The following is a 23475-nucleotide window of genomic DNA, read 5'->3' as shown; positions in this document are numbered from 1 at the left end:
TGCGGCGAGCGGGGCGGGGCTGTCCGACCTCGTGGGGGCCGGTCGTGCCATCCGTCAGGGGACGGGCCCGGAGAGTCGTACGGCCGCGGCGGGCGACCCGCGCGGACCCGCTGATCAGCCGACACGTCTCACCTGTTCGAAGCAGTCGCACCTGGTTGGGCGGAGCCGGTTCGCGGACATCCGGATACGGTGATCGCGGATCACGAGCAGCGCTCTTCCAGGTTGGCGCCCGGCGGCCGCCAGTCCGCCCGCGCACTGCCCGGTACCGGCCGGGACAGGCCCATCCAGGACGGAGAGAAGGTGCCGGCATGCCGGTCAACGTCACCTATCCAGGTGTGTACATCGATGAGGTCAGAAGTTCCGTCAGGACGATCACGGGCGTGCCCACGTCGGTCGCCGCATTCGTCGGGTACGCCCCGCGGGGACCGGCCGACCGGCCGGTCCATCTCACCGGCTGGGCCGACTACGAAGCCTTCTTCGGCGGCCTGCAGCCCGACTGCCCGCTGAGCTACGCGGTCTACCAGTTCTACCAGAACGGCGGGAGCGAGGCCGAGGTCGTGCGGGTGGTCGGGCCGCACGTGGAGACCCTCACACTGCCGCTCGGCGTCAGCTCGTCGTCCGGCCGGGACAACGCCCGGTCGTCGCCCGCAGCCCCCACGCCGAAGGACGACGCGGCAAGCCCGGACACCGACGGCGAGGACACCTCCGGGCAGGAGAAGCAGAACCCACCCGGCGGGGGACGGAAGGCCACGGGCTCCGCCGGGGAGGGCGCGGGAAGCGTCCTCACCCTCCGCGCCGCCTCCCCCGGCCGCTGGGCCCGGCATCTGCGCGCGCGTGTCGACCACGAGACCTCGGAGGAGCCGGGTCCGCACGAGCGACGGACCCTCTTCAACCTGACGGTCCGTGATATGCGGACGGGGGCCGAGGAGCGCTACCTCAACGTCAGCATCGAACCGGACAGCCCGCGCAACCTCGCACACCTGCTGGAGTCCTCGCAGCTCGTACGGGCGTCCGAGGCGCGGGTCATGGAGGTACCGCCGACCAACCCGACACCGGAGGACGGCGATCCGTTCGCGGACCGGGCCCAGGGCAGCCCGCCCGGCGGGATCCCGCCCTACTACGCTCCGTCCGCGGCCCCTGACGAAGGAGCGGGCAAGTACGACGAGCGCCCTCGCGACACCTCGGCCTACACGGACGGCCGGGCGGACAAGCAGGGGCTGTACCAACTGTTGAAGACGGACATCTTCAACGTCCTGTGTCTGCCCGACCTGCACTGGCTCAGCGACCTGGTGCCGGTGAAGCCGCTGGTGACCGACGCGCTCAACCTGTGTGTCGAGCGGCGCGCCGTGCTCCTGGTCGATCCGCCCGCGTCATGGACCGGTGAGCCGACCGGCGGCTCGCCCGCCGGGGTGGTGGGCACCCTCCTCGACCGGCTGGCGGACGTGGAGCTGGGCGAGGCCGGCCGGAACGCCGCCGTCTACTACCCCCGCGTCCTCGCCCCCGACCCGCTCCGCAGTGGTGCCGTACGCGCCTTTCCACCTTCCGGGGTGATGGCAGGCGTCCTCGCCCGTACGGACGTCCAGCGGGGGGTCTGGAAGGCCCCGGCCGGCACGGACGCCTCGCTCAGCGGCGTCACCGACCTCGAAGTTGCGCTGACCGACCGGGAGATCGGACGGCTGAACCCGGTCGGGGTCAACTGCCTGCGGCGGCTGCCCGCCGCCGGGCCCGTCGCCTGGGGGGCTCGCACCCTGCGCGGGGCCGACCGCCTCGCCGACGAGTGGAAGTACCTCCCGGTGCGGCGGCTGGCGCTCTTCATCGAGGAGAGCCTGTTCCGCGGCACGCAGTGGGTGGTGTTCGAGCCGAACGACGAACCGTTGTGGGCCTCGATCCGGTTGAACGTCGGCGCCTTCATGAACTCGCTGTTCCGTGCGGGGGCGTTCCAGGGACGCACGCCTCAGGAGGCGTACCTGGTCAAGTGCGACAAGGACACCAACCCGCAGAACGACATCGACCGGGGGATCGTCAACGTCCAGGTGGGCTTCGCTCCGCTCAAGCCCGCCGAGTTCGTGATCGTGCACATCCAGCAACTCGCCGGGCAGATCCAGGTCTAGGAGGACGACCGATGCCGGAAGTCACGCGCCGGGACCCCTTCAAGAACTTCCGGTTCCGGGTGAAGTTCAGTGGGGAGACCGCCTACATCGCGGGAATCAGCAAGGTCAGCGGGCTCAGGCGGACGACCGAGGTCATCCGGCACCGAGACGGCGGGGACCCGGGCACCAGCCGCAAGCTCCCGGGCCGCACCGAGTACGAGGCCATCACCCTGGAACGCGGCTGCACCACCGACACGGCCTTCGAGGAGTGGGCCAACCGGGTGTGGAGCCTGAAGAACTCTGCGGGCGGTCTGGAGACCTCCCTCAAGGACTTCCGCCGCGACCTGATCATCGACGTCTTCGACGAGGGCGGACAACAGGTGCTGTCCTACTCCGTCCACGACTGCTGGGTGTCGGAGTACCAGGGGCTTCCCGAACTCGACGCCGGTTCGAACGGCGTCGCCTTCGAGCACATCAAGGTGGAGCATCACGGCTGGGTGCGGGAGCACACCAACCCACCGCAGGAGCCGCAGTTCACCGATACAGCCGGGTGAGCGGCGTGCCGTGCCGGCTGACGGAAGCGGTCGTGCTGGACCTGTGGGAGCGCGGACTCGCCGAGGTGCCTGCGGCTCGCCGGCTGCTCCTCGCGGCGGCTGCGGCGCCGACCGGGCAGGGCGCCGCGGACCTGCCCCTGGGCACCCTCAACAGCCTGCTGCTGGAGTTGCGGTGCGCTGCCTTCGGCGACGCCCTGCCGTGCGCGGCCGACTGCCCGGCGTGCGGGGAGAGCCTCGACGTCACCGTCACCGCCGCCGAACTGCTGCCACCCCCCAGCGGCGGTGCGGATGACACGGACGCGGCGGCCGAGCCCACCACGGGGTCCCTGACGGCGCTCGGTGCGACCGTGACCTTCCGGGCCATCACCGCCCGGGACGCGGCGGCCGTCGATCCCGCCTCTCCCGGTGCCCGTCAGACGCTGCTGCGGCGTTGCGTCGTCGACGTCAGCCCGCCCGCTGACCTGCCGGACGAGGTACTGGAGGAGGTGGCACGACGGCTGGCGGACCTCGACCCCGGCGCGGACCCCCTGCTCCCTCTCGACTGCCCCTTCTGCCACCACCGTTGGACGGCGTCGCTGGACGTCGCCGAACACCTGTGGACCGACGTGTCCGGCTGCGCCCGCAGGATCCTGCACGAGGTCCACGCCCTGGCCCGCGCCTACGGCTGGTCGGAGGCCGACGTGCTGTCGGTGAGCCCGGTCCGCCGCCGGTTCTACCTGGAGGTGAGCGCCGGATGACCGATTTCGTGGACCGGCTCCTGGGCGCACCCGGACCGTGGCTGCGGCCGCTCGCGCCCCAGGTGTTCGACCCGTCCGCACCGCACCTGCCGGGCGGTGACGACGCCCCGCGGGAGTCGGCGGTCCGGCACCAGGCACCCGCGCCACCGTATGCCGAGGGTACGGCGGCGGACGAGGAGACACCGCCCGCCGTGGGGGCTGACCCGGCGCCGCCCGGCCTGCTCCCCTTCGACGTGCAGGCCTCCGAGAAGGGTGACGACGGCGAGCGGTGCGACCGCCGGGACGGCCTCGGCCACCGCGACGCCCTGGACCAGCGCTACTCTCCAGGCCGCGGGGACGGGAGCCAGGAAGAGCACGGTCCGGAGCGGATCGCCGAGTCGGCCGACGTGGAAAGGCAGGCGGCCGGGGGCGACGGCCCGCGCGTGCCCCGTACCGTCCACCAGGACCGGCGGGAGCCTCCGCCCGGCTCGACTCCCCGTGTCCCCTTCGGGCCGCAGGTCGGCCCGGCGCCGGCAAGTCCTTGCCTTCGCGTAGGCGATCCGCCCGGCCACCGTGGACCCGAACAGTCGGCACCGGATGCCGCCGGGCAGGGGTCCGTCCCCGTCCCCGCGAACGGCCGGCAGGACGCGAGCCCGACTCCGCCGCGGCGCGGGATGCGGTCGCGGCGGAGGCCTTCCGGCGGTCCGGCGTCGGGCGGCGCCCACTCCCACGCCCACGCCCACGAGGTGGACGTGCCGACGCCCGTGGTGGCGGCCGGCGGACGGGCCGGTGACGCTTCCGGTGCGGACCTGTCCGCCGGGAACCTCGCCGCTCGGCCCATGGGCGCGGCGGCCCAGCCGGCTCCAGGCGGCCCGCCGCCGTCCCCTGACCGGGGGACGCGACCGCCTTCCGCCGAGCCACCGCCCTCCACCGGAACCGGTTCCGCAGCGCGCTCCCCGCATCGACTTCCTACCGCGCCGCTCTCCCCGGCCCACCCGCACTGCGCGGGAGATCCGTCCTTCCCTCCCCCGCCCGGCACGTCGCCGACGTGCGCCCCCCAGAACGAGCCCGGCCTCGCGCCCTCGATCGACGCGGGCCCACACTCCGTCCGGCCCGACCGCCACGCCCCCGAGTCCCCCACTCCCCCCTCAGCCGCCGTCACACCGCCTCCGTCAGAGCCGTCCCCTCACACCTCCCGTGCCGCCCAGACAGCAACCGCCACGCATGGGCCCGGCGCGGGGCCCACCCGCCAGACCCTCGACACTTCCACCGCCGCACCGGCACCGGACCGACCCCGGACCGGGCCGACTCGCCACACCCCGAGCACCTCCACCACCACACCACCCCCGCCCATCGTGTCAGCGCCGACCCCCAGCACTCCCACCCCCACTCCCCCCACCGTCCGGCCAGTCACCGCGGCGAACCGGTCCGGCCCCCGGCCCGCCCCCCGCGCCGCGCAGGAGCCCACCCCCGCGACATCCCCCGTCTCCCTGACGCCCCTGCCCACTCCCCCGGCCCCCTCCGCCCGCTCCTCATACCACGCGCGCCCCCGCACCACGGACAGCGCCCGCCCCCGCACTCCCGAGAGCGCGCGGTCGCCGGCAGGCGGGGTCGTCACCCCTGTGAGCGCCCGGGGCGTGCTCTCCTCGGGCCCCGCTTCCCGGCCCGCTCGTGGAGCCGGCCCGGCCCGGGCGCGTTCCGCCGCGGAGCCGACCGGGGAGGCCGCGGCGTCCGCGGTGACTCGAGCGGGCACCGTCGTACGCGTCACCATCGACCGGTTGGTGGTCCGCACGGCCGTGGCATCGGCCGCCGGTCAGGGCGGAGCCCCCCGGCGGCGGCCGAGGCTGAGCCTGGAGGAGTACCTCAGGAGGCGGTCATGAGCGACGCGCTGGCCGTCGCCGCGGTGACGGAGACCCTGCGGGCGGTTCTGCGGGACGGGGTGGAGCGCGCGGTGCCGGGCGCGGTGGTGACGGTGCGTCATCCGGGCGAGGCGGTCACACCGGCCGAGGCCGGCACGCCGGGGAGTCTGAACGTCTTCCTGTACCGGACCTCCGTCGACACCGCCTGGCGGAACACCGATCCGGTGGGAACCCGCCCCGGGGAGTCCCGCCGGCCGGCGCTCCCGCTCGTCCTGCACTACCTCTTCACCGGGCACGCGCCGGCCGGGGCGGACTCCGCGGTCCCCGAGCGGCTGATCGGAGCGGTGATGTCGGCACTGCACGACCGGCCGGAGCTGCGCGCCGCCGATCTCCGGCGCGCCGCGGGCTTCAGCGATCTCCACCTGCAGCAGGAGCCGGTGAGACTCACACCCGCCGCGCCGACCGCCGAGGAACTGTGCCGGCTGTGGACGGCCCTGGGCCACGCCTACCGCCTGTCGGTGGCCTACGAGGCCCGGATCGTGCTCATCGACAGCTCCCTGCCCGGTCGGGCCCCGCTACCGGTCCTCCGGACGGGCCCGACCGGCGCCGGGCCCCAGGCGATGCCATCGGCCGCCGGGGCCTGGCCCGTGCTGCGCGCCGTGGTGCCCGCACACGCCGCCCCCGGCACCGATGTGGTGTTCACCGGCGGCGGACTGCGGGCGGGAACCCCGACGGTGCGACTGACGCACCCGGTCCTCCCGCCGGTAGTGCTGCCGGGCCGGGCCGAGGGCAGCGCCGGCTTGCGGGCCACCCTGGGCGCGGACCAGGGAGCGGGCCGGTGGTCCGCCACCGTCGTTCTCACCGCCCCGGACGGTGTTGAGCGCACCACCGGGCCGCTGACCGTGACGGTCGCCCCGCGGATCAAGGGCACGCTCCCCCTGACCGTCCGGCGGGACGATCGAGGGGTGGCCGTGCTGAACGTCGACTGCGTGCCCACGGTCCACCCCGGGCAGCGGGCCGAACTCCTGGTGGCGGACCGGCCGGTGCCCGCCGAGCCGTTCGCGCGGGCGACCCGCACCCTGTGCTTCCGGCTGGTCGCGCGCGGGCCGGGACGCCACCCGCTGCGGCTGCGGGTCGACGGGGTGGACAGTCGGCTCGCCGACGGGCACGCCGAGGGGTTCGACACCGACCTCGCCGTGGTGATCACGTGACGGCGCCCCGGCTGGAGGTGCGGATCCGGCACCTGGTGCTGGACGGTGTTCCGGCGCCGTCGCCGGAGGAGCTGTGTACGGCCATCGAGGCGGAACTCGCCGCGCTGCTCGGCCTCGCCACCGCCACCGAACGCCCCGGAACCGGTAGGAAGGGGCGGGACCGCCCCGGCGACGGGGCGGTCGGACCGGCGCGCGGCCGGGACGCCCGGCTCGGCCGGACCATCGCCCTTGCCGTGCACCGGGCGCTGTGCCGGGCAACGTCCCCTGGGGACACGACCGAAGGCAGGTGACGGTACGTCATGAGTACTCCGGGCCCGCGCCGGGGCGGCTTCGTCTTCCTCGACCCCGAGCAGGGCAGCGTCCAGCGCGTCGTGCCCTTCCAGTACAACCCCGACGGCGTCACCCGCTCCCTGCTGCCGCAGAGCGCGGCCGACGACACCGGGGACCGGCAGGACCCGCTGCGGCTGCGTGGACCGGCGCGGGAGACCCTCCGGATCGACGCGGAGTTCGACGCCGCCGACCAACTGGCGTCAGCGGTCGGGGTGGCCCAGCCGGCCGGGGGTGGACTGCTCGGCGTGCTCTCCGCGCTGGAAACAGCCGTGACACCCACGGCGGCGCAACTGAACCGGCAGAGCGACCTGGCCGCCCGGGGCATCCTGGAGATCGCTCCCGCGCAGGCCCCGCTGTCCGTCCTGGTGCTCGGGCCGCACCGGGTGCTGCCGGTGCGGATGGTGGACGTCGAGGTCCTGGAAGAGGCGCATGACGGCGAGTTGAACCCGATCAGGGCGCGTGTGACGCTCACACTGCGGATCATCACCGTCGACGACGTCGGCTTCGGCCACCAGGCCGGCGGCCTCTACCTGCAGTACCAGCAGAGCAGGGAGCGCTTCGCCGCCCTCGTCGGATACGGCCCCGGCACCGTCGGATACGTGGGCGGTTGAGCCGTGCACCACCAGGTTGGAGGAGGTCGGGCGGTGTTCGAGCCGCACAGCAGGTACTACACGGTCCCCACCACGACGCACACCACGGCGGACGGCCGCTCCGTGGCCTGCCTGCGGCGGCGCTTCCTGCCCCGGCCCGAGGAGCTGACCGTGGTGGGCGAGCACGTCGTCGCCGCCGGCGACCGGCTCGACCGTATCGCGGCCCGGTACTACGGCGACCCCGGGCAGTCGTGGCGGATCGCCGACGCCAACCGGGCGATGGACCCGGACGAGTTGACCGCCGTGCCCGGCCGGCGCCTGCGGATCACGCTGCCCGCGGAGGCGTCGGCGGCCGTCGGCGACGGCGTGGCGCCGTGACGCCCCCCGGTCTCCAGCTCCTGCTGCAGGTCGGCGAGGTGGTGCCGCGGCCGGCTCCAGCCGAGCTGGTCGACGCCCTGCACAGAGTGCGGATCACCTCCGCCGCCGGTACGACCGGTGGTTTCCAGCTCACCTTCGCCCTCGCTCCCTACTCCCGTCCGGCCGACGCCGTGCTGCCCGGCGGCCCCCTCCATCCGCAGCAGCGGATCGTGGTCGCCGTCGTCCTGTCGGGCCGCTGCCATGTACTCATGGACGGGGTGGTCACCCACCAGGAGACACACGCCGGCCGGACGCCCGGCGCGCCGTACCTCGTGGTCACCGGCGAGGACCTGACCGCTCTGATGGACCTCCGGCACGTCCGGCGTGCCTTCCCGGGGTTGGCGCCGCACCTGCGGGCGACCGCGGTGTGCGCCGGGTACGCGCAGTACGGCATCACGCCCCAGGCCGTGGCTCCGGTGCTCACCGACCAGCCGGACCCGGTGCTGGACGTGCCGGTCCAGTCGGCGACGGATCTCGCCTATCTGCGGGCGATGGCCGAGGACGTGGGTCACGTGTTCCACCTCGTGCCCGGCCCGGCCCCCGGCGTCAGTACCGCCTACTGGGGGCCGCAGTACCGCGGCGGCGCGCCGCAACCCGCCCTCACCACCGGCTGTGGTCCCGCAGACAACGTCGAGGAACTCTCCTTCGCGTACGACGGCCTGGCCACTTCCGGGTACACCACGCACCGCCTGGAGCCGCCGGCCACCGTCTCCGAGGTCATGGCGCCCGGAACCCGTCTGCTGCGTGACGGCCTCGCGGCGCACCCCGCCCCGGCCCTGCGGACCGGTCCGCTCCCGGGGCACACGGCCCGCTCCCTGACCCGGACGCTGCTGGCCGGGCTGGGCCGGGAGGTCGCCGCGCACGCGGTCACCGGCCGCGGAACCGTCGACGTCCTGCGCTACGGCCATGTGCTCAGCGCGCACGGCCTCGTGGGCGTGCGGGGTGCGGGCCGGGCCCACGACGGGCGCTACCTGGTGGCCGCCGTGACCCACGAACTCTCCCGGCACAGTTACAGGCAGCACTTCACGCTGGTCCGCGACGGGCTCGGCACCGACACTCAGGGAGTCACGGTATGACGACAGCTCAGGTGAGGCAGTGGCACGGCCTGTACGAGGGGGTCGTCGTCTCGGCCGTGGACCCCGGCGGTGCGGGCAGGCTGCTGGTCCGCGTTCCGGAGGTGCTGGGCGACGAGGCCCCGGTGTGGGCCGCGCCGCTGACCCCGCTGGCCGGCCGGGACTGCGGCATGTACGTGGTGCCGCCGCCGGACGCGGGTGTCTGGGTGCGGTTCCTCGACGGGGACCCGGAACGGGCGGTGTGGGTGGGCTTCAGGCGCGGTGGGTCCGGGGACGTGCCCCCTGCGGCCAGGTCGGCGTCGGCCGGCGTCCCGCAGATCGTGCTGGCCACCCCTTCCGGAAACGCGTTCGTCATCAGTGACGAGCCGGGGCCCCGCGGCGGGATCAAGCTCCAGTTGCACGGGGACAAGGGACCCTTCATCAAGATCGACGAAACGGCGATCGAGATCTCCTGCGGCCCCAAGCTCGCCACCCTCCGACTCGCCGGTCCTGAGGTCACCGTCAACGGCGGTGCCCTGACGGTGCTGTGAGGACGCCGTGCCCGGACTGCTGATGCACCACGGCGCCCTGATGATGTGCGCCCACCCGCCCGGCCTGGTGACGATCCCCGCACCGGTCCAGCAGCGTGTGCTGGTCGGCCCTCACCCGGTCGCCACCACCGCGGACACGTTCCTAGTGGCGGGCTGCGGGTTCCCCGCCATGACGCTCGGGGCGCCACCGTGTACGGGCGTCACCTGGCTGCACACCTCCGCCCGAGTGTTCGTTGGCGGCCTGCCGGTGCTGCTCCAGCCCGCTCCCCCCGTCGGCCCGGCGCCCGCGGTCGGCATCGGCACACCGCCGCCGAACCCGCCCCTCGTCCAGACCATGCAGCTCCGGGTGCGAGGGATGTGAGGACGATGAACGTCGACTTCCCCTACCGGGTCGACCCGCGGGGCCGCACCTCCACGGCCGGCCATGCCGACCATGTGCGGCACATGGTGGAACTGGTCCTCTTCACCAGCCCCGGGGAGCGCGTCAACCGGCCCGACTTCGGCTGCGGTCTGCTGGACATGGTCTTCACCGGGAACAGCCCCGAACTCGCGGCGGCCCTGGAGACGAACGCCCGGGCGGCTCTGCAGCGCTGGCTCGGTGACCTGCTCACGGTGGACTCCCTCACCGTGACCGCTGAGGAAGCCACGCTGCTGGTGCACGTCACCTACGTGCTGGCGGCGACCGGGGAGACCCGCGCCGTCACGGTGAGCGGAGGAAGCCCGTCATGACCGTGCTTGATGACCGGGACGAGGGCCTCGGGGGACGGGATCCGGCGGCTGTCGAGGACGTGCTGGCCCATCCGGACGGGCGCACGCTCACCGTCAGTTTCTCAGGCGTGCTGCCGGAACCCCTGGACCGCACCCGTTTCGTGATCGAGGGCGGACGACGGGTCGTCGGCATCCGCGTCCTCAGGGTCGTCAGGGAAGCCCCGGCCGAAGGCGAGGGCGGCAGGCACCGGGTGCGGCTGCTCCTGGACCGGCCGGGCGACGAGTCCACGTACCGGCTCCGGGCGCTGGGGCGCGGGTTCCACGCCGCGCGCAACCGGGCGGACTTCGGTTTCGGTGCCACCGTCCGCACGAGCGCGCCGGACGGCCCGCTCCCCCCGCCGACGCCCCCGCCCCTCCGCCCGGCTCCGGCCATCGACTACCTGGCCAAGGACTACGCCAGTTTCCGCAGGCTGCTGCTGGAGCGGCTGTCGCTGACCCTGCCCCAGTGGACCGAGCGGCATGCTCCGGACCTGTGGCTCACCCTGGTGGAGCTGCTGGCGCACGTCGGGGACCGGCTCAGCTACCAGCAGGACGCCGTCGCCACGGAGGCCTATCTCGGCACCGCCCGGCTACGCACCTCGGTGCGGCGCCACGCACGGCTGGTCGGCTACCCGATGCACGACGGCTGCGCCGCCCGCACCGTCGTGTGCGTGGAGACCTCCGCGTCGATGACGCTGGACCTGGCGGAGGTCGCGTTCGGCGTGCAGCCCGAGGAGGAGCCTCCACGGTCCGGGGGGCCGGTGGTGCCCGCCGACGTCCTCGCCAAGGGCGCGCATCCCGTCTACCGCCCCTTGGAGCGGCGAGCGGTACGGCTGATGCCGGAGCACAACGGCATCCCTGTGTGGGGCTGGGGCGGGAACGCGTTCGAGCTGCCGGCCGGCACCACCGGCGCCGCGCTCCTGGACGGTGACGGCGTCCGCCGGGGCCTGCGGCTCAAGCCGGGTGACCTGCTCGTCCTGGAGGAGGTACGGGGGCCCGGCGGGGGGCCGCCGGACCCCGGCCACCGGCAGGCCGTGCGGCTCACCCGGGTCACCCGGGACCGCGACGCGTACACCGGCACGGAGGTGCTGAAGATCGCCTGGGCCGACGAGGACGCCCTCACCTTCCCACTGTCCGCGAGCGTCAGCCGGGAGCCCGACGGGCGGCCGCGGGCCACCGTCCTGGCGCGCGGCAATGCCCTGCTCGTCGAGCACGGAGTGGAGCCGGGGTGGCCCGGTGGCGACGCCGACGAGCTGATCGAGGTGCCGCAGGCTGGTGACGGAACGGCTCCCGCGGTGCCCGCTCGCCGTTTCCGGGCCGTGCTGCGCGGCGCTCCCGTCACCTGGTCCCCGCCGTACCCCCGACCGTCCGATGTGGCGGCGGCGCAGGCCCGGCAGCTCCTCGACCTGGCGGCCCGGGCCCGGGACCTGCTGCGCGAGGTGCACCACGGGGTGGCCGAACTCGACGACGCCGAGCGCGAACTCCTCTCGGCCCTGTTCGGTCCGTCCGTCCTGGACGACCTGGCGCGGGCCGCCACTCGCCGGCAGGTCGCGACCCGTCTGCTGTCGCGCCTGGACACGCTGCTGGAGCCACGGCTGCGCCGCCTCACGACGCTCGCCCGCCGCGCCCGGTCCGGCTACGTCCTCGACGCCGCCGACACCGGCTGGGAACTGGGGCAGACCTGGGGCCCTCGGGCCGCCCGCGCGCTCGACCCCGCCGATCCGGCGCTGCACGGCCCGGCGCGCTCCGCCCTGGACCCCGACCCCCGGGAGGCGCTGCCCGCGCTGGACCTGGTGGAGGCGACCGAGCCGCGGGCCCGGTGGACCGCCCGGCGGGATCTGCTGGCCAGTGGCCCCGGGGACCGCCATGTGGTGGGCGAGTGCGACGACCAGGGCATCCTCACCCTGCGCTTCGGCGACGGCCACTGCGGGCGGGCGGCGCCCCCGGGGACCCGGTTGCGGGCCGTGTACCGCGTCGGCAACGGAAGGGCGGGCAACGCGGGCAGCGAAGCCGTCAACCGGATCGCCTCGCTCAGCGGCGGCCTGGGGGCGGTCACCCGGGTGCGCAATCCGCTGCCGGTGCGCGGGGGCACCGACCCCGAGCCGGTGGCCCGGGTGCGCACGGCCGCCCCGCAGGCGCCGTTCCGCACCCCGCTGCGGGCCGTCACCGCGGAGGACTACGCCGTCCTCGCCGCCGACGGCCACACGGTGCAGCAGGCCGCCGCGACCCTGCGCTGGACCGGCAGCTGGTACGAGGCCGACGTCGCCGTGGACCCGAGCGGCCCCGCCGTACCGGCGCCGGCGTTGCTGGAGGAGGTGCGCACCGCGCTGCACCGCTTCAGGCGCATCGGCCACGACGTCGTCACCCGCCCCGCCCTCCTCGTGCCGCTCGACGTCGCCGTCGACGTGCTCGTCGACCCGCACCACGTCACCGCCCGCGTCCGCGAGGCCCTCCAGCGGCGGCTCCTGCCGGGACGGGCTCCGGACGGCACCGTGGGCTTCTTCGACCCGGCGGTGCTGACCTTCGGCACCCCGGTACGCGTCAGCGCCCTGGTCGCCGCGTGCATGAGCGTTCCCGGAGTGCGGCACGCCGAGGTCACCTCACTGCGCCGGCTGCACGCTCCGGGACCGGAGCAACGGGTCCCGCGGGTACCGGCGTCCGGTGAGCTCGTCGTGCGGCCGCTCGAGATCGCGCGGCTGGACGGCGAGGTCACCCGCCCGCAGGACGGGCGTCTGACGCTGCGGCTGAGGGGTGGACGATGACGGAGCCCGCGCAGAACGCGGCCGGCCTCGCCCCGGTGTGGAACCGGCCGGGGCTGCCTGCGCTGGCCTACCGCCTGGGCAGGCACCCGCAGTTCCTCGACGCCATGCTGGCCGCGCTGAGCGGGCCCGGCGGCGACGAGGCCCTGGCGGGGCTGACGACCCGGGAGCCGGACGACCCGTCGATGGCGCTGCTGGACGCGTGGGCCGTCGTCGCCGATGTCCTGACGTTCTATCAGGAGCGCATCGCCGACGAGGGTTTCCTGCGCACGGCCCAGGAGAACGAGTCCCTGGTCCAGCTCGGGCGGCTGGTCGGGCACCGGCCGCGTCCCGCCCTGGCGGCCGCCGCCCACCTCGCCTACACACTGGACGTCGGCACGTCCTGCGTCGTCCCGGCCGGCTCGCAGGTCAGGAGCGAACCGGAACCCGGGGCTCTGCCGCTGACCTTCGAGACCGCGAACGCGCTCACGGCCCGCGCCGAGTGGAACCGGCTGCCGGTGCGCACCACCCGCCGTGGCGACCTGACGGCCGACGTGGCGATCCGTGCGCGGTCCATCGACGTCGAGGGAGTGCAGCACGCCCTGCGCCCCGGTGACCGCCTGTTGTTCGCCTACGCCGACGCCCGGCTCGACCTGACCCGCGTCGTGGAGGCGGTGCGGCCCGACCCGGAGCATGGACGGACCGGCCTGCGGCTTCAGGTGCCGGATCCGCCGCGGCAGCTGGCCCACGCCGTCGACGCGCTGCGGGAGGACCTGGAGGACGCCGCGCGCCGGGCACCGTCCAGGGGCCCCTTCGAGGACCTGCTCTCTCTGCTGCGGGAGGTCCGCCGGCACGTCGACGATCTGCACGACCCGGACACGGTCGCGGCCCGCCTCGACCGCGGACTGCGCGGGCTGCGCGAACGGCTGTCGTCCGTGGGCGACGCGCTCGACGCCGGCGCCCTCGCCGAGCGGGCCTCGGTCCGGCTCGCCACCGTCCAGGACGCCGTGCGGCGTCTCGGGGAGGCACCGGCGGTCGGCGTGCCCCGGGACACCGACGCGCTGCGCCGCGATCTGCGCAGGCCCGGCCGCACGGTCCTCGACGCCGTCGACCCGTTGCTGACCGCTCTCAGTCAGGGCGCACCGCCGCCCCCCACCGCGCCGACCGTCCGGGACCTGCTGGGCGCCGGTTCCGACGCCCTGCCCCGCTTGCTGGCCGGCAACCGGCCCGGTCTGACCGCCTCGCTGTACGAGGCGCTGTCCGCCGTTTCAATGCCGGGTGCGACCGCGCCGGACGTGCTGCGATTCCGGGTCGTCTGCGCCCCGTTGGGAGCGTCCGTCCCGGACGACGCCCGGGTCAGGCGGCTCCTGCGCGCTGCGGCGCCCTTCCGGGCGCAGGAGGACCCGCTCGCGAGCGACGTCCTGCTGCTGGACGGCGTGCACGAGGAGATCCTGCCGGGCGGCTTCGTCGCCGTGCAGGTGGCGGGCCGGCCGCAGACGCGGGTCCTGCGGGTCCTGGACGCCGGGCAGCTCTCCGTGGCCGGCGGCCAGGACGCGCTGCGGGTGACGCGGCTGCGGCTGGCCGGGCCGTGGATCGACGACTGCGAGGACATGGCCGTACGGCGGGCCGTCACGGTGTGGGCCGCGGCCGAGCCGCTGGTCCCGGCCGCCTCGCCCGATCCGGAGGACGTCGCCGGACGGGAGATCGACCTGGAGGGCACCTTCGAGGGGCTGGCGCCCGGCAGGCTGCTCGTCGTCTCCGGGAAACGCACCGACGTGCTCCCCTCGGCCGGCGCGTGCGACGGTCCCGGCGTGCCCGGCTGCGAGCTCGCCGTCCTCGCGGGCGTGCGCCACGGCTTCGACGGCTCCTCGCCGGACGGCCGGGTACGGACGACCCTGGTGCTGACCGCTCCCCTCGCCCACCGGTACCGCCGGGACAGCGTGGTCGTCCACGGCAACGTCGTCGAGGCGACCGCGGGCGAGACGGTCACCGAGATCCTGGGCAGCGGGGACGCCTCCCGGGCCGGCCAGGCCTTCCCCCTGCGGCAGGCCCCCCTGGTCTGGCTGCCCTCGGCGACCGCCGAGGGCAGCGAGGAGGCCCTCACCGTGCGCGTCGGCGACGTGGCGTGGCGGCGCACCGACGACCCGGGCGGGGAGGACGGGGCAGCGGAGGTCTTCCACCTGCTGGCGGACCGGGACGGGCGGGCGACCGTGCGGTTCGGGGACGGCCGGCACGGTGCCCGCCTGCCCTCCGGTACGGAGAACGTCACCGCCCGCTACCGCTTCGGGGGCGGGCGCGCGGGGAACGTCGGGGCCGGCCGGATCAGCCAGGTCGTCAGCCGGCCGCGGGGCGTCAGTGGGGTCACGAACCCGTTGCCCGCCACCGGCGGAGCCGACGCCGACGGTCCGGCCGAGCTGCGCGAGGCCATCCCCCTGCGCCTGGCCGCGCTGGGGAGGCTCGTGTCGGTGGGCGACTACGAGGCCTTCGCTCGTGCCTACGCGGGCGTCGGCAAGGCCGTGGCGGCGCGGTGCGCGGACGGTGGCCGCCCCGTGCTGCACGTCACGGTCGCCGCGGCGGGCGACGTCTCGCTGGACGCCGCCTCCCCGCTGGTGCTGTCACTGCGCGCGGCCCTGCTCCGGTACGGCGACTTCGCGCTGCCGGTGCGGGTGGAACCCTGCGAACGGGTGCGGCTCGTCCTCCGGCTGGGCGTCCGTACGGCGCCAGGTCATCCGCCGGACCTGGTCGAGCGGCGGGTGCGCGAGGCACTGGCCGCCCGGCTCGGTTTCGCGCCGGCGCGGCTGGCCCAGCCGGTCTACCTGAGTACGGTCCTGGCCGTCGCGCACACGGTGCCCGGGGTCGACCTCGTTGATGTCGACGCCTTCGGAGGCGTCCCGGAGGGCGATGAGGCGGCCGCCGCGGTCCGGTTCGCCGAAGACCCGTCAGTCGCCGCGTGGGTGCCCGCCCTGCCCGCCGGCCGGCGCGCGGCCCGGACCGGCACCGCACCGGCGCCCGCGGAGACCGTCGTGCTGCGTCCGGCCCAGCTGGTCCTGCTCGACCCGGCCGTACCGGAAACGCTCACCGTGCGGAGGATCCCATGAGTCCCGACGAGTTGTACGCGCTGCTGCCCGCCGTGCACCGCAGACGGGACGCGGAGCAGGGTGGCCCGCTGCGGGCGCTGCTGACGGTCGTCGCCGACTCCGCCGCGGCCGTGCGGCAGGACATCGAGCGGCTCTACGACAACTGGTTCGTCGAGACCTGCGAGGACTGGGTGGTGCCCTACATCGGCGACCTCGTCGGCTACGAGGTGCTGCCCTGGATCGCCACCGCCCTGTCCGAGGACACCGTCCGGGCGGGCGGTCTGCCGGCCGCCGCGGTTCCCCGGCGGGACGTCGCCGACACCGTCGACCACCGGCGCCGCAAGGGCACCCTCGCCCTGCTGGAGGACCTGGCGTCCGGGGTGGCCGGGTGGCCGGCCCGGGTTGTCGAGTACCGGCACCTGCTCTGCCTCACCCAGCCGGTGCGCCGCTTCACCTCGGACGGTGCCACGGCCCGCCGCAGGACGGCGCACGGGGGCCTGGTGGACGTACGGGGGGCGAGCGCGCTGGACCGGTTGGGCGGTCCCTTCGACGGTGCCGCCCGCACGGTGGAGGTGGCGCGCCCCGACTCCCCGCGGCGCGCGGGGAGGTACGGCGTCCAGTCCGTGGGCGTGTACGTGTGGCGGCTGCGCGCGTACTCCGTGACCCGGGCCCCGGCGTACTGCCTGGACCGTGACCGGGCCTGCTACGCCTTCAACGTACTCGCCGTCGACACCCCGCTGTACACGGCACCGGTGCCCGAGCCGTCGCGCTGCCACGTGGCGGACGAGACGAACGTGCCGGAGCCCATCAGCCGCCGCGCCCTGTCCGAGCGGCTCTACGACCTCTACGGGCCGGGCAGGAGCCTGTGCGTGTGGACCGGGCCCGACTCGGTGGCCGACGTGGTCCCGCTCGCCCGGGTCGTCGCCGCCGATCTGACCGACTGGAGTTACCGGCCGGCTCCCGGTCAGGTCGCCGTCGACCCGGTGCTCGGCCGGCTCGTGCTGGGGCCGGGCACGGGCCCCGCCTCGGAGGTGCGCGTGAGCTATCATCACGCCTTCTCGGGCGACCTGGGCGGGGGTGAGTACCCGCGCCCCGCCCCGGAACAGCCCGATCGGGGCGCCCTCTACCGGGTCGGCCCCGGTGAGAGGCACCGCAGCGTCGCCGACGCGCTCGACCACTGGCAGGCGGCGAAGCGGGGCGGCCCGGCCGGGGCGGAGGCCGTCGTGGAGATCATCTCCAACGAAGTGTACGAGGAACCGGCGGAGATCCGTCTCGATCCCGGCGACCGCCTTACGCTGCGCGCGGCGCAGGGCGTCCGCCCGGTCCTCAGGCTGCCCCGGGGCCGCCATGGCGACCGTCCGCAGGGGCTGGTGATCAACGGCACGGGCAGCGGGCGCCCCGGCGAGGCCCCGACCGTGTGCGTCCTCGACGGTCTGCTGGTCGCCGGGGGCGGGATCCGGGTGCGGGGCGAGGTGGGCCGGCTCGTCCTGCGGCACTGCACCCTGGTGCCCGGCTGGGTGCTCCAGGCGCAGGGCAGGCCGCTGGCGCCGGGGGCGCCCAGCCTGGACATCGCGGGGAGCCCGGTGAGCGTCGAGGTGCGCTCCAGCATTCTCGGGGCTGTGTCGGTGGATCCGGCCGGTGAGGCGAACGTGCTGGACGTGTGCGACAGCGTGGTGGACGCGACCGACCTCGAAGCGACGGCGCTCGGCGCGCCGGACGGCGGTTCTGCCGGGGTGGTGCTGACCGCCCGGCGCAGCACCGTCCTCGGTCAGGTGCGCGTGCGGGGAGTGGAACTGCTGGAGAACTGCCTGCTGGCGGGGGAGGTCCGGGTCGACCGGCGCGACCGGGGGTCCCTGCGGTTCTGCTGGCTTCCCGAGGGCTCTGCCACGCCGACCCGCTTCCACTGCGAGCCGGACCACTCCGGGTCACGCGCGGCCGACCTGCGGTTCTCCGCGACCCGGTACGGCGCGCCCGCCTACGTACGCCTCAGCGACCGGTGTGCCGCGGAGATCCGCCGGGGCGGCGCCAACGGGTCGGAGCCCGGCGCGCTGCACCAGCTGTTCCAGCCGCAGCGGGAGGACAACCTCCGTATCCGGCTGGCCGAGTACACGCCCGCCGGATGCGACACGGGGCTCCACTTCGTGACGTGAACGGCGGGACGCTCTGCCTGTTTCGCCGACCCCTTGCCCCCAAAACAGCGGCTCCCCGACGTCCATGTCCGCCCGCCCCCCTCTTTCGAGGGCCCCTTCGATCCCAGGCAGGAAGCACACCGCATGCACGGCGACTTCTCCCGCGTCACCTTCGATCCGGCCCGCCGCTTCTCGGCCGTTCTGTCCCAGCAGGGAAGGGTGCAGCTCGATGCAGAGATCAACGAACAGACGGCGGTCCTGCTGCACTATCTGCGCACGCTGGCCACCGACCTCCTGGGCCCCGCCGCGTACGCGCCGGACGACGAGGGCGTCGGCGGATTCGGGGTCGAGGGATACGACGGAGAGACGTTCGGCGTGGCCCCGGGGCGGATGTACGTCGACGGCATCCTCTGCGAATGCGACGGCACCGACTACTGGGAGCAGCCCGACGGCCACCTCGACCGCGCGCGGCCGGAGGACCGGCTGCCGTCCGGACCGTTCCTGGTGTACCTGCGGGTCTGGGAGCGGCTGGTCACCTCGGTGGAGGCGCCCTGGATCCGTGAGGTCGCCCTGGGCCTGAACGGTCCCGACACCACGGCGCGCACCCGTGTCGTCTGGCAGGTCTGCGTGCTGCCTCTGGTGGACGGCTCCTTCGTCCCGGACAGCGACAGCGCCCCGGGCTTCCTGCGGGACCGGATCCGGCGTGAGTTCCAGCCGCACGCGCTGCTCGCGGCTCGCACCCGGCGCCCCGGGGAGGACCCGGCGGCCACCGACCTCCCCCCGACGTCCGGATACCGCGGCCCCGAGAACCAGCTGTACCGGGTGGAGGTGCATCAGGGGGGCCGGGCCCACGCGGCGAGGTTCAAGTGGTCCCGGGAGAACGGCTCCGTGACTCTGCCGATCAGGGCGATCTCGGGAGCGTCGGTCGAGGTGGAGACGCTGGGACGGGACGACAAGCTCGGGGTGGACACGGGTGACGTCGTGGAGATCGTCCACGACGCGGTGGTGTGCCGGGTGGCATCGGACCGGCCCGACGACCCGGCTGACCGGCTGTACACCGTCAAGGAGATCGACTACGCGGAGCACCGGGTCGTGCTCGACGCGGCCCCGGACACGGACGGCTCGCTCCCGACGGCGGGCCGGGTGGCGGCTCGCCACCCGTTCCTGCGGCGCTGGGACCACGGGCGGTACGGCGCGGGCGACGCGACCGGCCTCCCGGTACGCGAGGGAGAGTGGCTGGCCTTGGAGGACGGCGTGGAGATCCGGTTCGAGCCCAGCTCGGAGTCGCCGCGCGTCTACCGGCGCGGCGATCACTGGCTCATCCCGGCCAGGGTGCTGACGGGGGACGTCGAGTGGCCTCGCGGACGTCACGGCCAGCCGCTGCGGCGCGGCCCGCACGGTGTCGCCTACCACTACGCTCCCCTGGCCTATGTCGAGCCGCGGGCCGGGGGCGAGTCCCGGTTGGTGGACCTGCGCGTGCCCTTCCCGCACCGGCGGTAGGACGGGCCGCTCCCAGGGCCGGGACCGGGTCACCAGATCAGGATCATGAACACGACCCAGGCGGCGACCAGCAGGATCGCCAGGACGATCCCGGCCGTGGAGGTGCCTGTCCTGACCTCCGCACCGGTCGTCAGGTTGTGCAATCGCTTGACCCGTAGCGTCCCGCGTCTGGCCTTGCCCTCCGCGCGCACCAGGTCCCCGTCGCTGAGGCTGCCCTCGAAGGAGCGGCCTCGTATCTCCACCGGCACGACCCAGACCGGGGTGCCGGCCCGGTTGCGCACCTCCACGCGGAACGTGCACACGACGACGGTGCTGGTGCCGTTGGAGTTCCCCTGGACCTCGGTCCGCATCTGCACCTGTCGTGCGACGCCCGTGATGGTGCCGCGCCCCTGCAGCGTGCGGACCGGAGGGAGGGGCGGCGGCTGGGGCGGTTCCTGCCGCTCCTCTTTCGGCGGGGCCGCGGGGGGCGGGGGTGTCGGTGGCGGGGGCGGCCGTTGTGTCAGCTCGGCGGTCCAGTCGTGCCGGCGCCGCCAGTACCAGGGCTGTCCCGAACCCGCCTCTCCGTCGCCGTAGAGCGACAGGTAGGCACCGCAGTTGCGGCAGCGCTGGGCGGACTGCGGCACCTCGGCACCACAGTTGTCACACGACCAGGCGCCGTCCATGGGTCAGTCCACCTGGTAGGTGACGTAGTAGGCGGAACCTTCGGTGTCGTTCCTGGCGAGCTTGGCGATGGGGCCCGCTCCGCGCTCGCCCTCGTCGATGCGGATGGAACCCAGCAGGTCGTCCCGGGAGACGGAGTCGTAGTCCCACAGGGACAGGTTCTGCACACGGTTCACCGGCACGGCCACGCCCAGTGGCTGGGTCTGCCCGCTGCGCACCGTGCCCGTCGAGCCGTTGCCCGGCCAGATCGCCCGGTCGAGGCCGCCCGCCGTGTCCGTGGTGAGGTAGAGATCGTCCGGGTCGCCACGGGCCGTGTCGATCGCCGCCGCCGCCTGCGGGATCGACTTGACGAAGTCGGCCACGGAGCCGCCGATGGAACTCAGTCGGACGACCTCGTTGCCCGCCAGGGCGGACAGTGCTTCGTTCACCGCGGTGTCGGTGCCGGTCGCCGCGTGAACGCAGAAGACGTCGAAGATGGTCGCGGTCGCGGTCATGGGGACACTCCTGTCAGGTCGGGTCGTTTCGATCGGTCAGTGCGGTCGGTCAGTGTGTGGCGTGCGGACCGCGTTCGGGGGGCGCTACGACCCCGTGAGCCGGAGCCAGGTCTTGTTGCCGACGATGCCGTCCGCGGTGAGGCCGTGGGTGCTCTGGAACCAGCGCACCGCTTCATCGGTGTGCGGGCCGAAGGCGCCGTCGACAGTGAGGGCGGGCTGGAAGCCCATGTCGTTCAGCCGCTGCTGGATGTTCCGCACGCCGGGCGCCACGGTGCCACGCCGGGCGAACGGCTGGTCCGCCGCCTCGCGTTCGGCGCGGCTCGGGTGATCCGCCAGCCACCCGGCGACGTCCGCGGGCAGGCCGCCGGGCCCGCACTCCTGACCGGGCCGCCATCCCTCCACCTGCCGGACGGCGGTGGCGAACGTGGTGAGTCGGCCGTCGTCCATACCGGCCAGAGGGGTGTCGGAGCTCACTCCCAGGGCGGCGGCGACCTGCTGGGCATAGCGCTGCGGATCGTTGGCGCCGTGCCCGGCCGGCGCATATGCCTTCATCACCTCGAAAACCGTCTTGTCACGGCGGTTGTCCAGGTAGCGGCGAATGGCCTCGAAGCCGACGTCGTCGCTGGGGAAGACGGCGAAGTTGTGGTTCTGTTTGCCGGGAAAGGCGCCGTACCGGGTGGCTTCGTCCGAGCGCACGATGTTCCCGGGATTGCGGTTGTTCCAGGACAGGCTGCCACCCGTCCGCATGACGTCCCCGCAGAAGACGTGGTCGACGCCGAGGATGCTGATCACATCGCCGGATTCGAGATCGGGTGCGTCCGGCCAGGGCATGACGGCCTCCTAGGGCGATAACCTCGGGGCGGAGCTTCGAGAGCGGGCCTCAGGGGCGGGATTTCCCTTCCCGGCTCGCGGCGTCGGATTGGATGACCCCGACGCGCTCGCGTAGGCGAATATCAGGGAGGGGGCGCCAAGAAGCCGGGTGTTGTCGACATTTCCCTCCGGCGGAGGCCTCACCTGGCGCGAAGGAGGAGGTGACGGCCTGCGAAGGCGATTTCAGTATAGGTCTCACGGGGCACGCCCTCCACCGCAGAATTTGTTTCTCCTTCCACAACACCGGCCACCGCGAAGGTGATTGCAGCCGCCACGAACCACCTTCTTCGGGATGATGGAGCAGGGGTTCCCACACCAAGGAGCACGGCGGTGTCCGCATTCACCATCGACATGTCGAACCCTTTCTTCAGCGGGTTCACACACGGTCTCGGCGGCCCCGGAGAGGGCGGCCACCAGTCCCCCGACTGGTACATCCAGTACGGCATGGATCTCGGCGCCGGCGCGGGCATCCCGGTGCACGCCGCCTTCGACGCCCACATCACCAAGTACCACCCGCACAACCCGGCGGCAGACACCGGCAAGGTGTACGGCGCGCAGTTGTTCATGCGGGCCCCCAACGATCAGATGGGCGGTTTCTACACCCACCTGGCCGACGTGCCGGCCGAGCTGTCCGTCGGCGCGCGGGTGTCCCGCGGTGACGTGCTCGGCCGGATCCACCAAGTGGCCGGTACGGCGTCGCACCTGCACCTGGCGCTGGTGGAGATCATCGGTGGCGCGCCCGGTGGCCGGTATCAGGGGGTGAACCTGTACCGGCTCTTCCTGGACACCGCGAACTCCGAGGCGGTGACGCCGGTCACCTTCAACCAGGACGGTTCGCCGCCCGCGTCGGGATGAGGGGCCGGCCCGCGCGATCCCGAATCGCGCGGGGCTCCGCTCAGCGGTCCGCGGCGCCGCCCCGCACGACGCACGACGCGGAGCCCTCCCAGCCCCACCCGTCCCCGTCGGGGTCGGACGCAGCACCGTGCACGCAGTACGGGTAACCGTTGGGCGCGGTCCCGCCGCCGGTCGAGCCTCCGCCTCCGTAGACCGTGGCTGTCTCGGACGTGGCGGCGATGCCGTTGGCGCCCTGGAAGAGTCGAGTCCCCCAGCCGGTGAGGGAGTCGGCGTCGAAGTCGTTCACGAGGTCGAGGTACTCGATTCCTCCCCCGTTGCCGCTCCAGGACCACCCGAGGTAGCCCGCACCGAGTGACTGCGCGGTGGCCACGACGGCGTCCTCGTCGGGATCGCCGTCACTGTGCTGGTGACCGAACTCCCCGACGACGATGGGGAGGTGCCGGTCGACGAAGTGGTTCAGGTAGGACTGGACCTCGGCGGCGGTGTCGTACACGCCGTACATGTGGACGGAGAAGACGGTGTTGCGGTCCGGGTCGGCGGCGAAGACCGACGCGGCGTTGTCGCGCATGGTGTGCGACCAGTCCTGGCCCCAGTTGGGGGCGTCCACCATGAGGGCGGTGCGGATGCCGGCACCGCGGAGCCGGCCGATCGCGCCCTTCGTGGCGCCGGTCCGCGAGTGCGTAGGCATCGCGGGCAGGCCCGTCGGACCGCGGTGCGGTGCGGTGCGCCGCGACATCTATGACAACGTTGTCCTACCTCGGGCGGCAGGCCGACACGTCCCGGCGGTCCGACAGCAGGCGGAACGCCGGGCCTGGACCTTGGAGTCACGCAACCGCCGCCCCATATAAGAGCACTCGACATTTCCGCCGTGTCAATAGACGCGTCGATTGGAAATCCCTTCGGTGTGCAGCGAGACACCCCGGCGCAACTGAACTTCCACTAAACGGCTTCTACTCGCGCCCACACTGTTGCCGAAAGCCGTGATCTCCTCTAGCTTGCCGCTTCGGCGGGCCCCTCAGGCTGGACAGTTGCCTA

The 23475-nt window shown here is 74.0% G+C and carries 20 protein-coding genes and 1 pseudogene; 16 read left to right on the top strand and 5 right to left on the bottom strand.

Annotation, left to right across the window (positions count from 1 at the left end):
• Positions 1-308 precede the first annotated feature (308 nt).
• Genes AC3ET3_RS32705 through AC3ET3_RS32695 form a run of 3 tightly spaced genes read left to right on the top strand, consistent with a single transcriptional unit; the run spans position 309 to position 3381 of the window.
• Complete coding sequence (locus tag AC3ET3_RS32705) at positions 309-2111, top strand: phage tail sheath family protein (RefSeq protein ID WP_432158134.1); 1803 nt, start codon at positions 309-311, stop codon at positions 2109-2111.
• An 11-nt stretch (positions 2112-2122) separates the two neighbouring features.
• Entirely contained in the window at positions 2123-2644 is a 522-nt protein-coding gene (locus AC3ET3_RS32700; RefSeq protein WP_432139844.1) for a phage tail protein, read from the top strand.
• On the top strand, positions 2641-3381 hold the full coding sequence (locus tag AC3ET3_RS32695) for a hypothetical protein (protein ID WP_435613428.1): 741 nt from the start codon (positions 2641-2643) through the stop codon (positions 3379-3381). Before AC3ET3_RS32700 ends, AC3ET3_RS32695 begins: the two co-directional genes overlap by 4 nt.
• Here AC3ET3_RS32695 and AC3ET3_RS32690 read toward each other — a convergent pair.
• Positions 3357-3737 (bottom strand): hypothetical protein, encoded by a 381-nt coding sequence (locus AC3ET3_RS32690; RefSeq protein WP_435613427.1) that lies wholly within the window; start codon positions 3735-3737, stop codon positions 3357-3359. The two genes, AC3ET3_RS32695 and AC3ET3_RS32690, sit on opposite strands and share 25 nt — an antisense overlap.
• Before the next feature lie 1499 nt (positions 3738-5236).
• Between AC3ET3_RS32690 and AC3ET3_RS32685 the strand changes: the two genes are divergently transcribed.
• From AC3ET3_RS32685 to AC3ET3_RS32630, 12 genes are all read left to right on the top strand, one after another.
• Positions 5237-6430: a Pvc16 family protein gene (locus AC3ET3_RS32685; protein WP_432139842.1), complete on the top strand. Its 1194-nt coding sequence runs from the start codon at positions 5237-5239 to the stop codon at positions 6428-6430.
• Positions 6427-6720, top strand: a complete 294-nt coding sequence (locus tag AC3ET3_RS32680; protein ID WP_432139841.1) for a hypothetical protein — start codon at positions 6427-6429, stop codon at positions 6718-6720. Before AC3ET3_RS32685 ends, AC3ET3_RS32680 begins: the two co-directional genes overlap by 4 nt.
• 9 nt (positions 6721-6729) lie before the next feature.
• A complete protein-coding gene (locus AC3ET3_RS32675; protein ID WP_432139840.1) occupies positions 6730-7371 on the top strand; it encodes a hypothetical protein in 642 nt (213 codons plus the stop codon).
• A gap of 33 nt (positions 7372-7404) precedes the next feature.
• A complete protein-coding gene (locus tag AC3ET3_RS32670) occupies positions 7405-7728 on the top strand; it encodes a LysM peptidoglycan-binding domain-containing protein (protein ID WP_432139839.1) in 324 nt (107 codons plus the stop codon).
• Positions 7725-8843, top strand: coding sequence for a hypothetical protein (locus AC3ET3_RS32665; protein WP_432158131.1), 1119 nt, complete (start codon positions 7725-7727; stop codon positions 8841-8843). The genes AC3ET3_RS32670 and AC3ET3_RS32665 overlap by 4 nt, the downstream gene beginning before the upstream one ends.
• The gene (locus tag AC3ET3_RS32660) at positions 8840-9370 is read left to right on the top strand and encodes a phage baseplate assembly protein V (protein ID WP_432139837.1); all 531 of its coding nucleotides are present in this window, start codon (positions 8840-8842) and stop codon (positions 9368-9370) included. The genes AC3ET3_RS32665 and AC3ET3_RS32660 overlap by 4 nt, the downstream gene beginning before the upstream one ends.
• A gap of 7 nt (positions 9371-9377) precedes the next feature.
• Positions 9378-9731 (top strand): hypothetical protein, encoded by a 354-nt coding sequence (locus tag AC3ET3_RS32655; RefSeq protein ID WP_432139836.1) that lies wholly within the window; start codon positions 9378-9380, stop codon positions 9729-9731.
• Between the two features lie 5 nt (positions 9732-9736).
• A complete protein-coding gene (locus tag AC3ET3_RS32650) occupies positions 9737-10099 on the top strand; it encodes a GPW/gp25 family protein (RefSeq protein WP_432139835.1) in 363 nt (120 codons plus the stop codon).
• Positions 10096-12879 carry a putative baseplate assembly protein gene (locus AC3ET3_RS32645; RefSeq protein WP_435613426.1) on the top strand — a complete coding sequence of 928 codons (2784 nt, stop codon included), beginning with the start codon at positions 10096-10098 and terminating at the stop codon, positions 12877-12879. Before AC3ET3_RS32650 ends, AC3ET3_RS32645 begins: the two co-directional genes overlap by 4 nt.
• Complete coding sequence (locus tag AC3ET3_RS32640; protein WP_435613425.1) at positions 12876-15953, top strand: putative baseplate assembly protein; 3078 nt, start codon at positions 12876-12878, stop codon at positions 15951-15953. Before AC3ET3_RS32645 ends, AC3ET3_RS32640 begins: the two co-directional genes overlap by 4 nt.
• On the top strand, positions 15950-18082 hold the full coding sequence (locus AC3ET3_RS32635) for a hypothetical protein (RefSeq protein ID WP_435613424.1): 2133 nt from the start codon (positions 15950-15952) through the stop codon (positions 18080-18082). The genes AC3ET3_RS32640 and AC3ET3_RS32635 overlap by 4 nt, the downstream gene beginning before the upstream one ends.
• Positions 18083-18205: 123 nt before the next feature.
• The gene (locus AC3ET3_RS32630) at positions 18206-19561 is read left to right on the top strand and encodes a DUF6519 domain-containing protein (protein ID WP_432139831.1); all 1356 of its coding nucleotides are present in this window, start codon (positions 18206-18208) and stop codon (positions 19559-19561) included.
• A gap of 29 nt (positions 19562-19590) precedes the next feature.
• Here AC3ET3_RS32630 and AC3ET3_RS32625 read toward each other — a convergent pair whose 3' ends face one another.
• From AC3ET3_RS32625 to AC3ET3_RS32615, 3 genes are all read right to left on the bottom strand, one after another.
• Entirely contained in the window at positions 19591-20223 is a 633-nt protein-coding gene (locus AC3ET3_RS32625) for a zinc ribbon domain-containing protein (RefSeq protein ID WP_432139830.1), read from the bottom strand.
• Positions 20224-20226: 3 nt separating this feature from the next.
• Positions 20227-20715, bottom strand: a complete 489-nt coding sequence (locus tag AC3ET3_RS32620; protein WP_432139829.1) for a C2 domain-containing protein — start codon at positions 20713-20715, stop codon at positions 20227-20229.
• Positions 20716-20799: 84 nt separating this feature from the next.
• Positions 20800-21546, bottom strand: coding sequence for a peptidoglycan-binding protein (locus AC3ET3_RS32615; RefSeq protein WP_435613423.1), 747 nt, complete (start codon positions 21544-21546; stop codon positions 20800-20802).
• Positions 21547-21915: 369 nt separating this feature from the next.
• Between AC3ET3_RS32615 and AC3ET3_RS32610 the strand changes: the two genes are divergently transcribed.
• Complete coding sequence (locus tag AC3ET3_RS32610; protein WP_432139827.1) at positions 21916-22440, top strand: peptidoglycan DD-metalloendopeptidase family protein; 525 nt, start codon at positions 21916-21918, stop codon at positions 22438-22440.
• Between the two features lie 40 nt (positions 22441-22480).
• Here AC3ET3_RS32610 and AC3ET3_RS32605 read toward each other — a convergent pair.
• Positions 22481-23110: pseudogene (locus tag AC3ET3_RS32605) on the bottom strand (cellulase family glycosylhydrolase); the annotation flags it as partial.
• Positions 23111-23475: the final 365 nt, after the last annotated feature.

The organism is Streptomyces sp. bgisy159 (assembly GCF_057707805.1).
Note: the sequence above shows the minus strand (reverse complement) of the source record. Positions and strands in the feature narration are given on the sequence as shown.

What these genes read in the sequence shown, in the direction of transcription:
- AC3ET3_RS32700 (WP_432139844.1), top strand. Translation starts at nt 2,123, where the DNA reads ATGCCGGAAGTCACGCGCCGGGACCCCTTCAAGAACTTCCGGTTCCGG.
- AC3ET3_RS32625 (WP_432139830.1), bottom strand. Translation starts at nt 20,223, where the DNA reads ATGGACGGCGCCTGGTCGTGTGACAACTGTGGTGCCGAGGTGCCGCAG.
- AC3ET3_RS32675 (WP_432139840.1), top strand. Translation starts at nt 6,730, where the DNA reads ATGAGTACTCCGGGCCCGCGCCGGGGCGGCTTCGTCTTCCTCGACCCC.
- AC3ET3_RS32615 (WP_435613423.1), bottom strand. Translation starts at nt 21,546, where the DNA reads ATGCCCTGGCCGGACGCACCCGATCTCGAATCCGGCGATGTGATCAGC.
- AC3ET3_RS32635 (WP_435613424.1), top strand. Translation starts at nt 15,950, where the DNA reads ATGAGTCCCGACGAGTTGTACGCGCTGCTGCCCGCCGTGCACCGCAGA.
- AC3ET3_RS32660 (WP_432139837.1), top strand. Translation starts at nt 8,840, where the DNA reads ATGACGACAGCTCAGGTGAGGCAGTGGCACGGCCTGTACGAGGGGGTC.
- AC3ET3_RS32620 (WP_432139829.1), bottom strand. Translation starts at nt 20,715, where the DNA reads ATGACCGCGACCGCGACCATCTTCGACGTCTTCTGCGTTCACGCGGCG.
- AC3ET3_RS32685 (WP_432139842.1), top strand. Translation starts at nt 5,237, where the DNA reads ATGAGCGACGCGCTGGCCGTCGCCGCGGTGACGGAGACCCTGCGGGCG.
- AC3ET3_RS32705 (WP_432158134.1), top strand. Translation starts at nt 309, where the DNA reads ATGCCGGTCAACGTCACCTATCCAGGTGTGTACATCGATGAGGTCAGA.
- AC3ET3_RS32640 (WP_435613425.1), top strand. Translation starts at nt 12,876, where the DNA reads ATGACGGAGCCCGCGCAGAACGCGGCCGGCCTCGCCCCGGTGTGGAAC.
- AC3ET3_RS32645 (WP_435613426.1), top strand. Translation starts at nt 10,096, where the DNA reads ATGACCGTGCTTGATGACCGGGACGAGGGCCTCGGGGGACGGGATCCG.
- AC3ET3_RS32650 (WP_432139835.1), top strand. Translation starts at nt 9,737, where the DNA reads ATGAACGTCGACTTCCCCTACCGGGTCGACCCGCGGGGCCGCACCTCC.
- AC3ET3_RS32630 (WP_432139831.1), top strand. Translation starts at nt 18,206, where the DNA reads ATGCACGGCGACTTCTCCCGCGTCACCTTCGATCCGGCCCGCCGCTTC.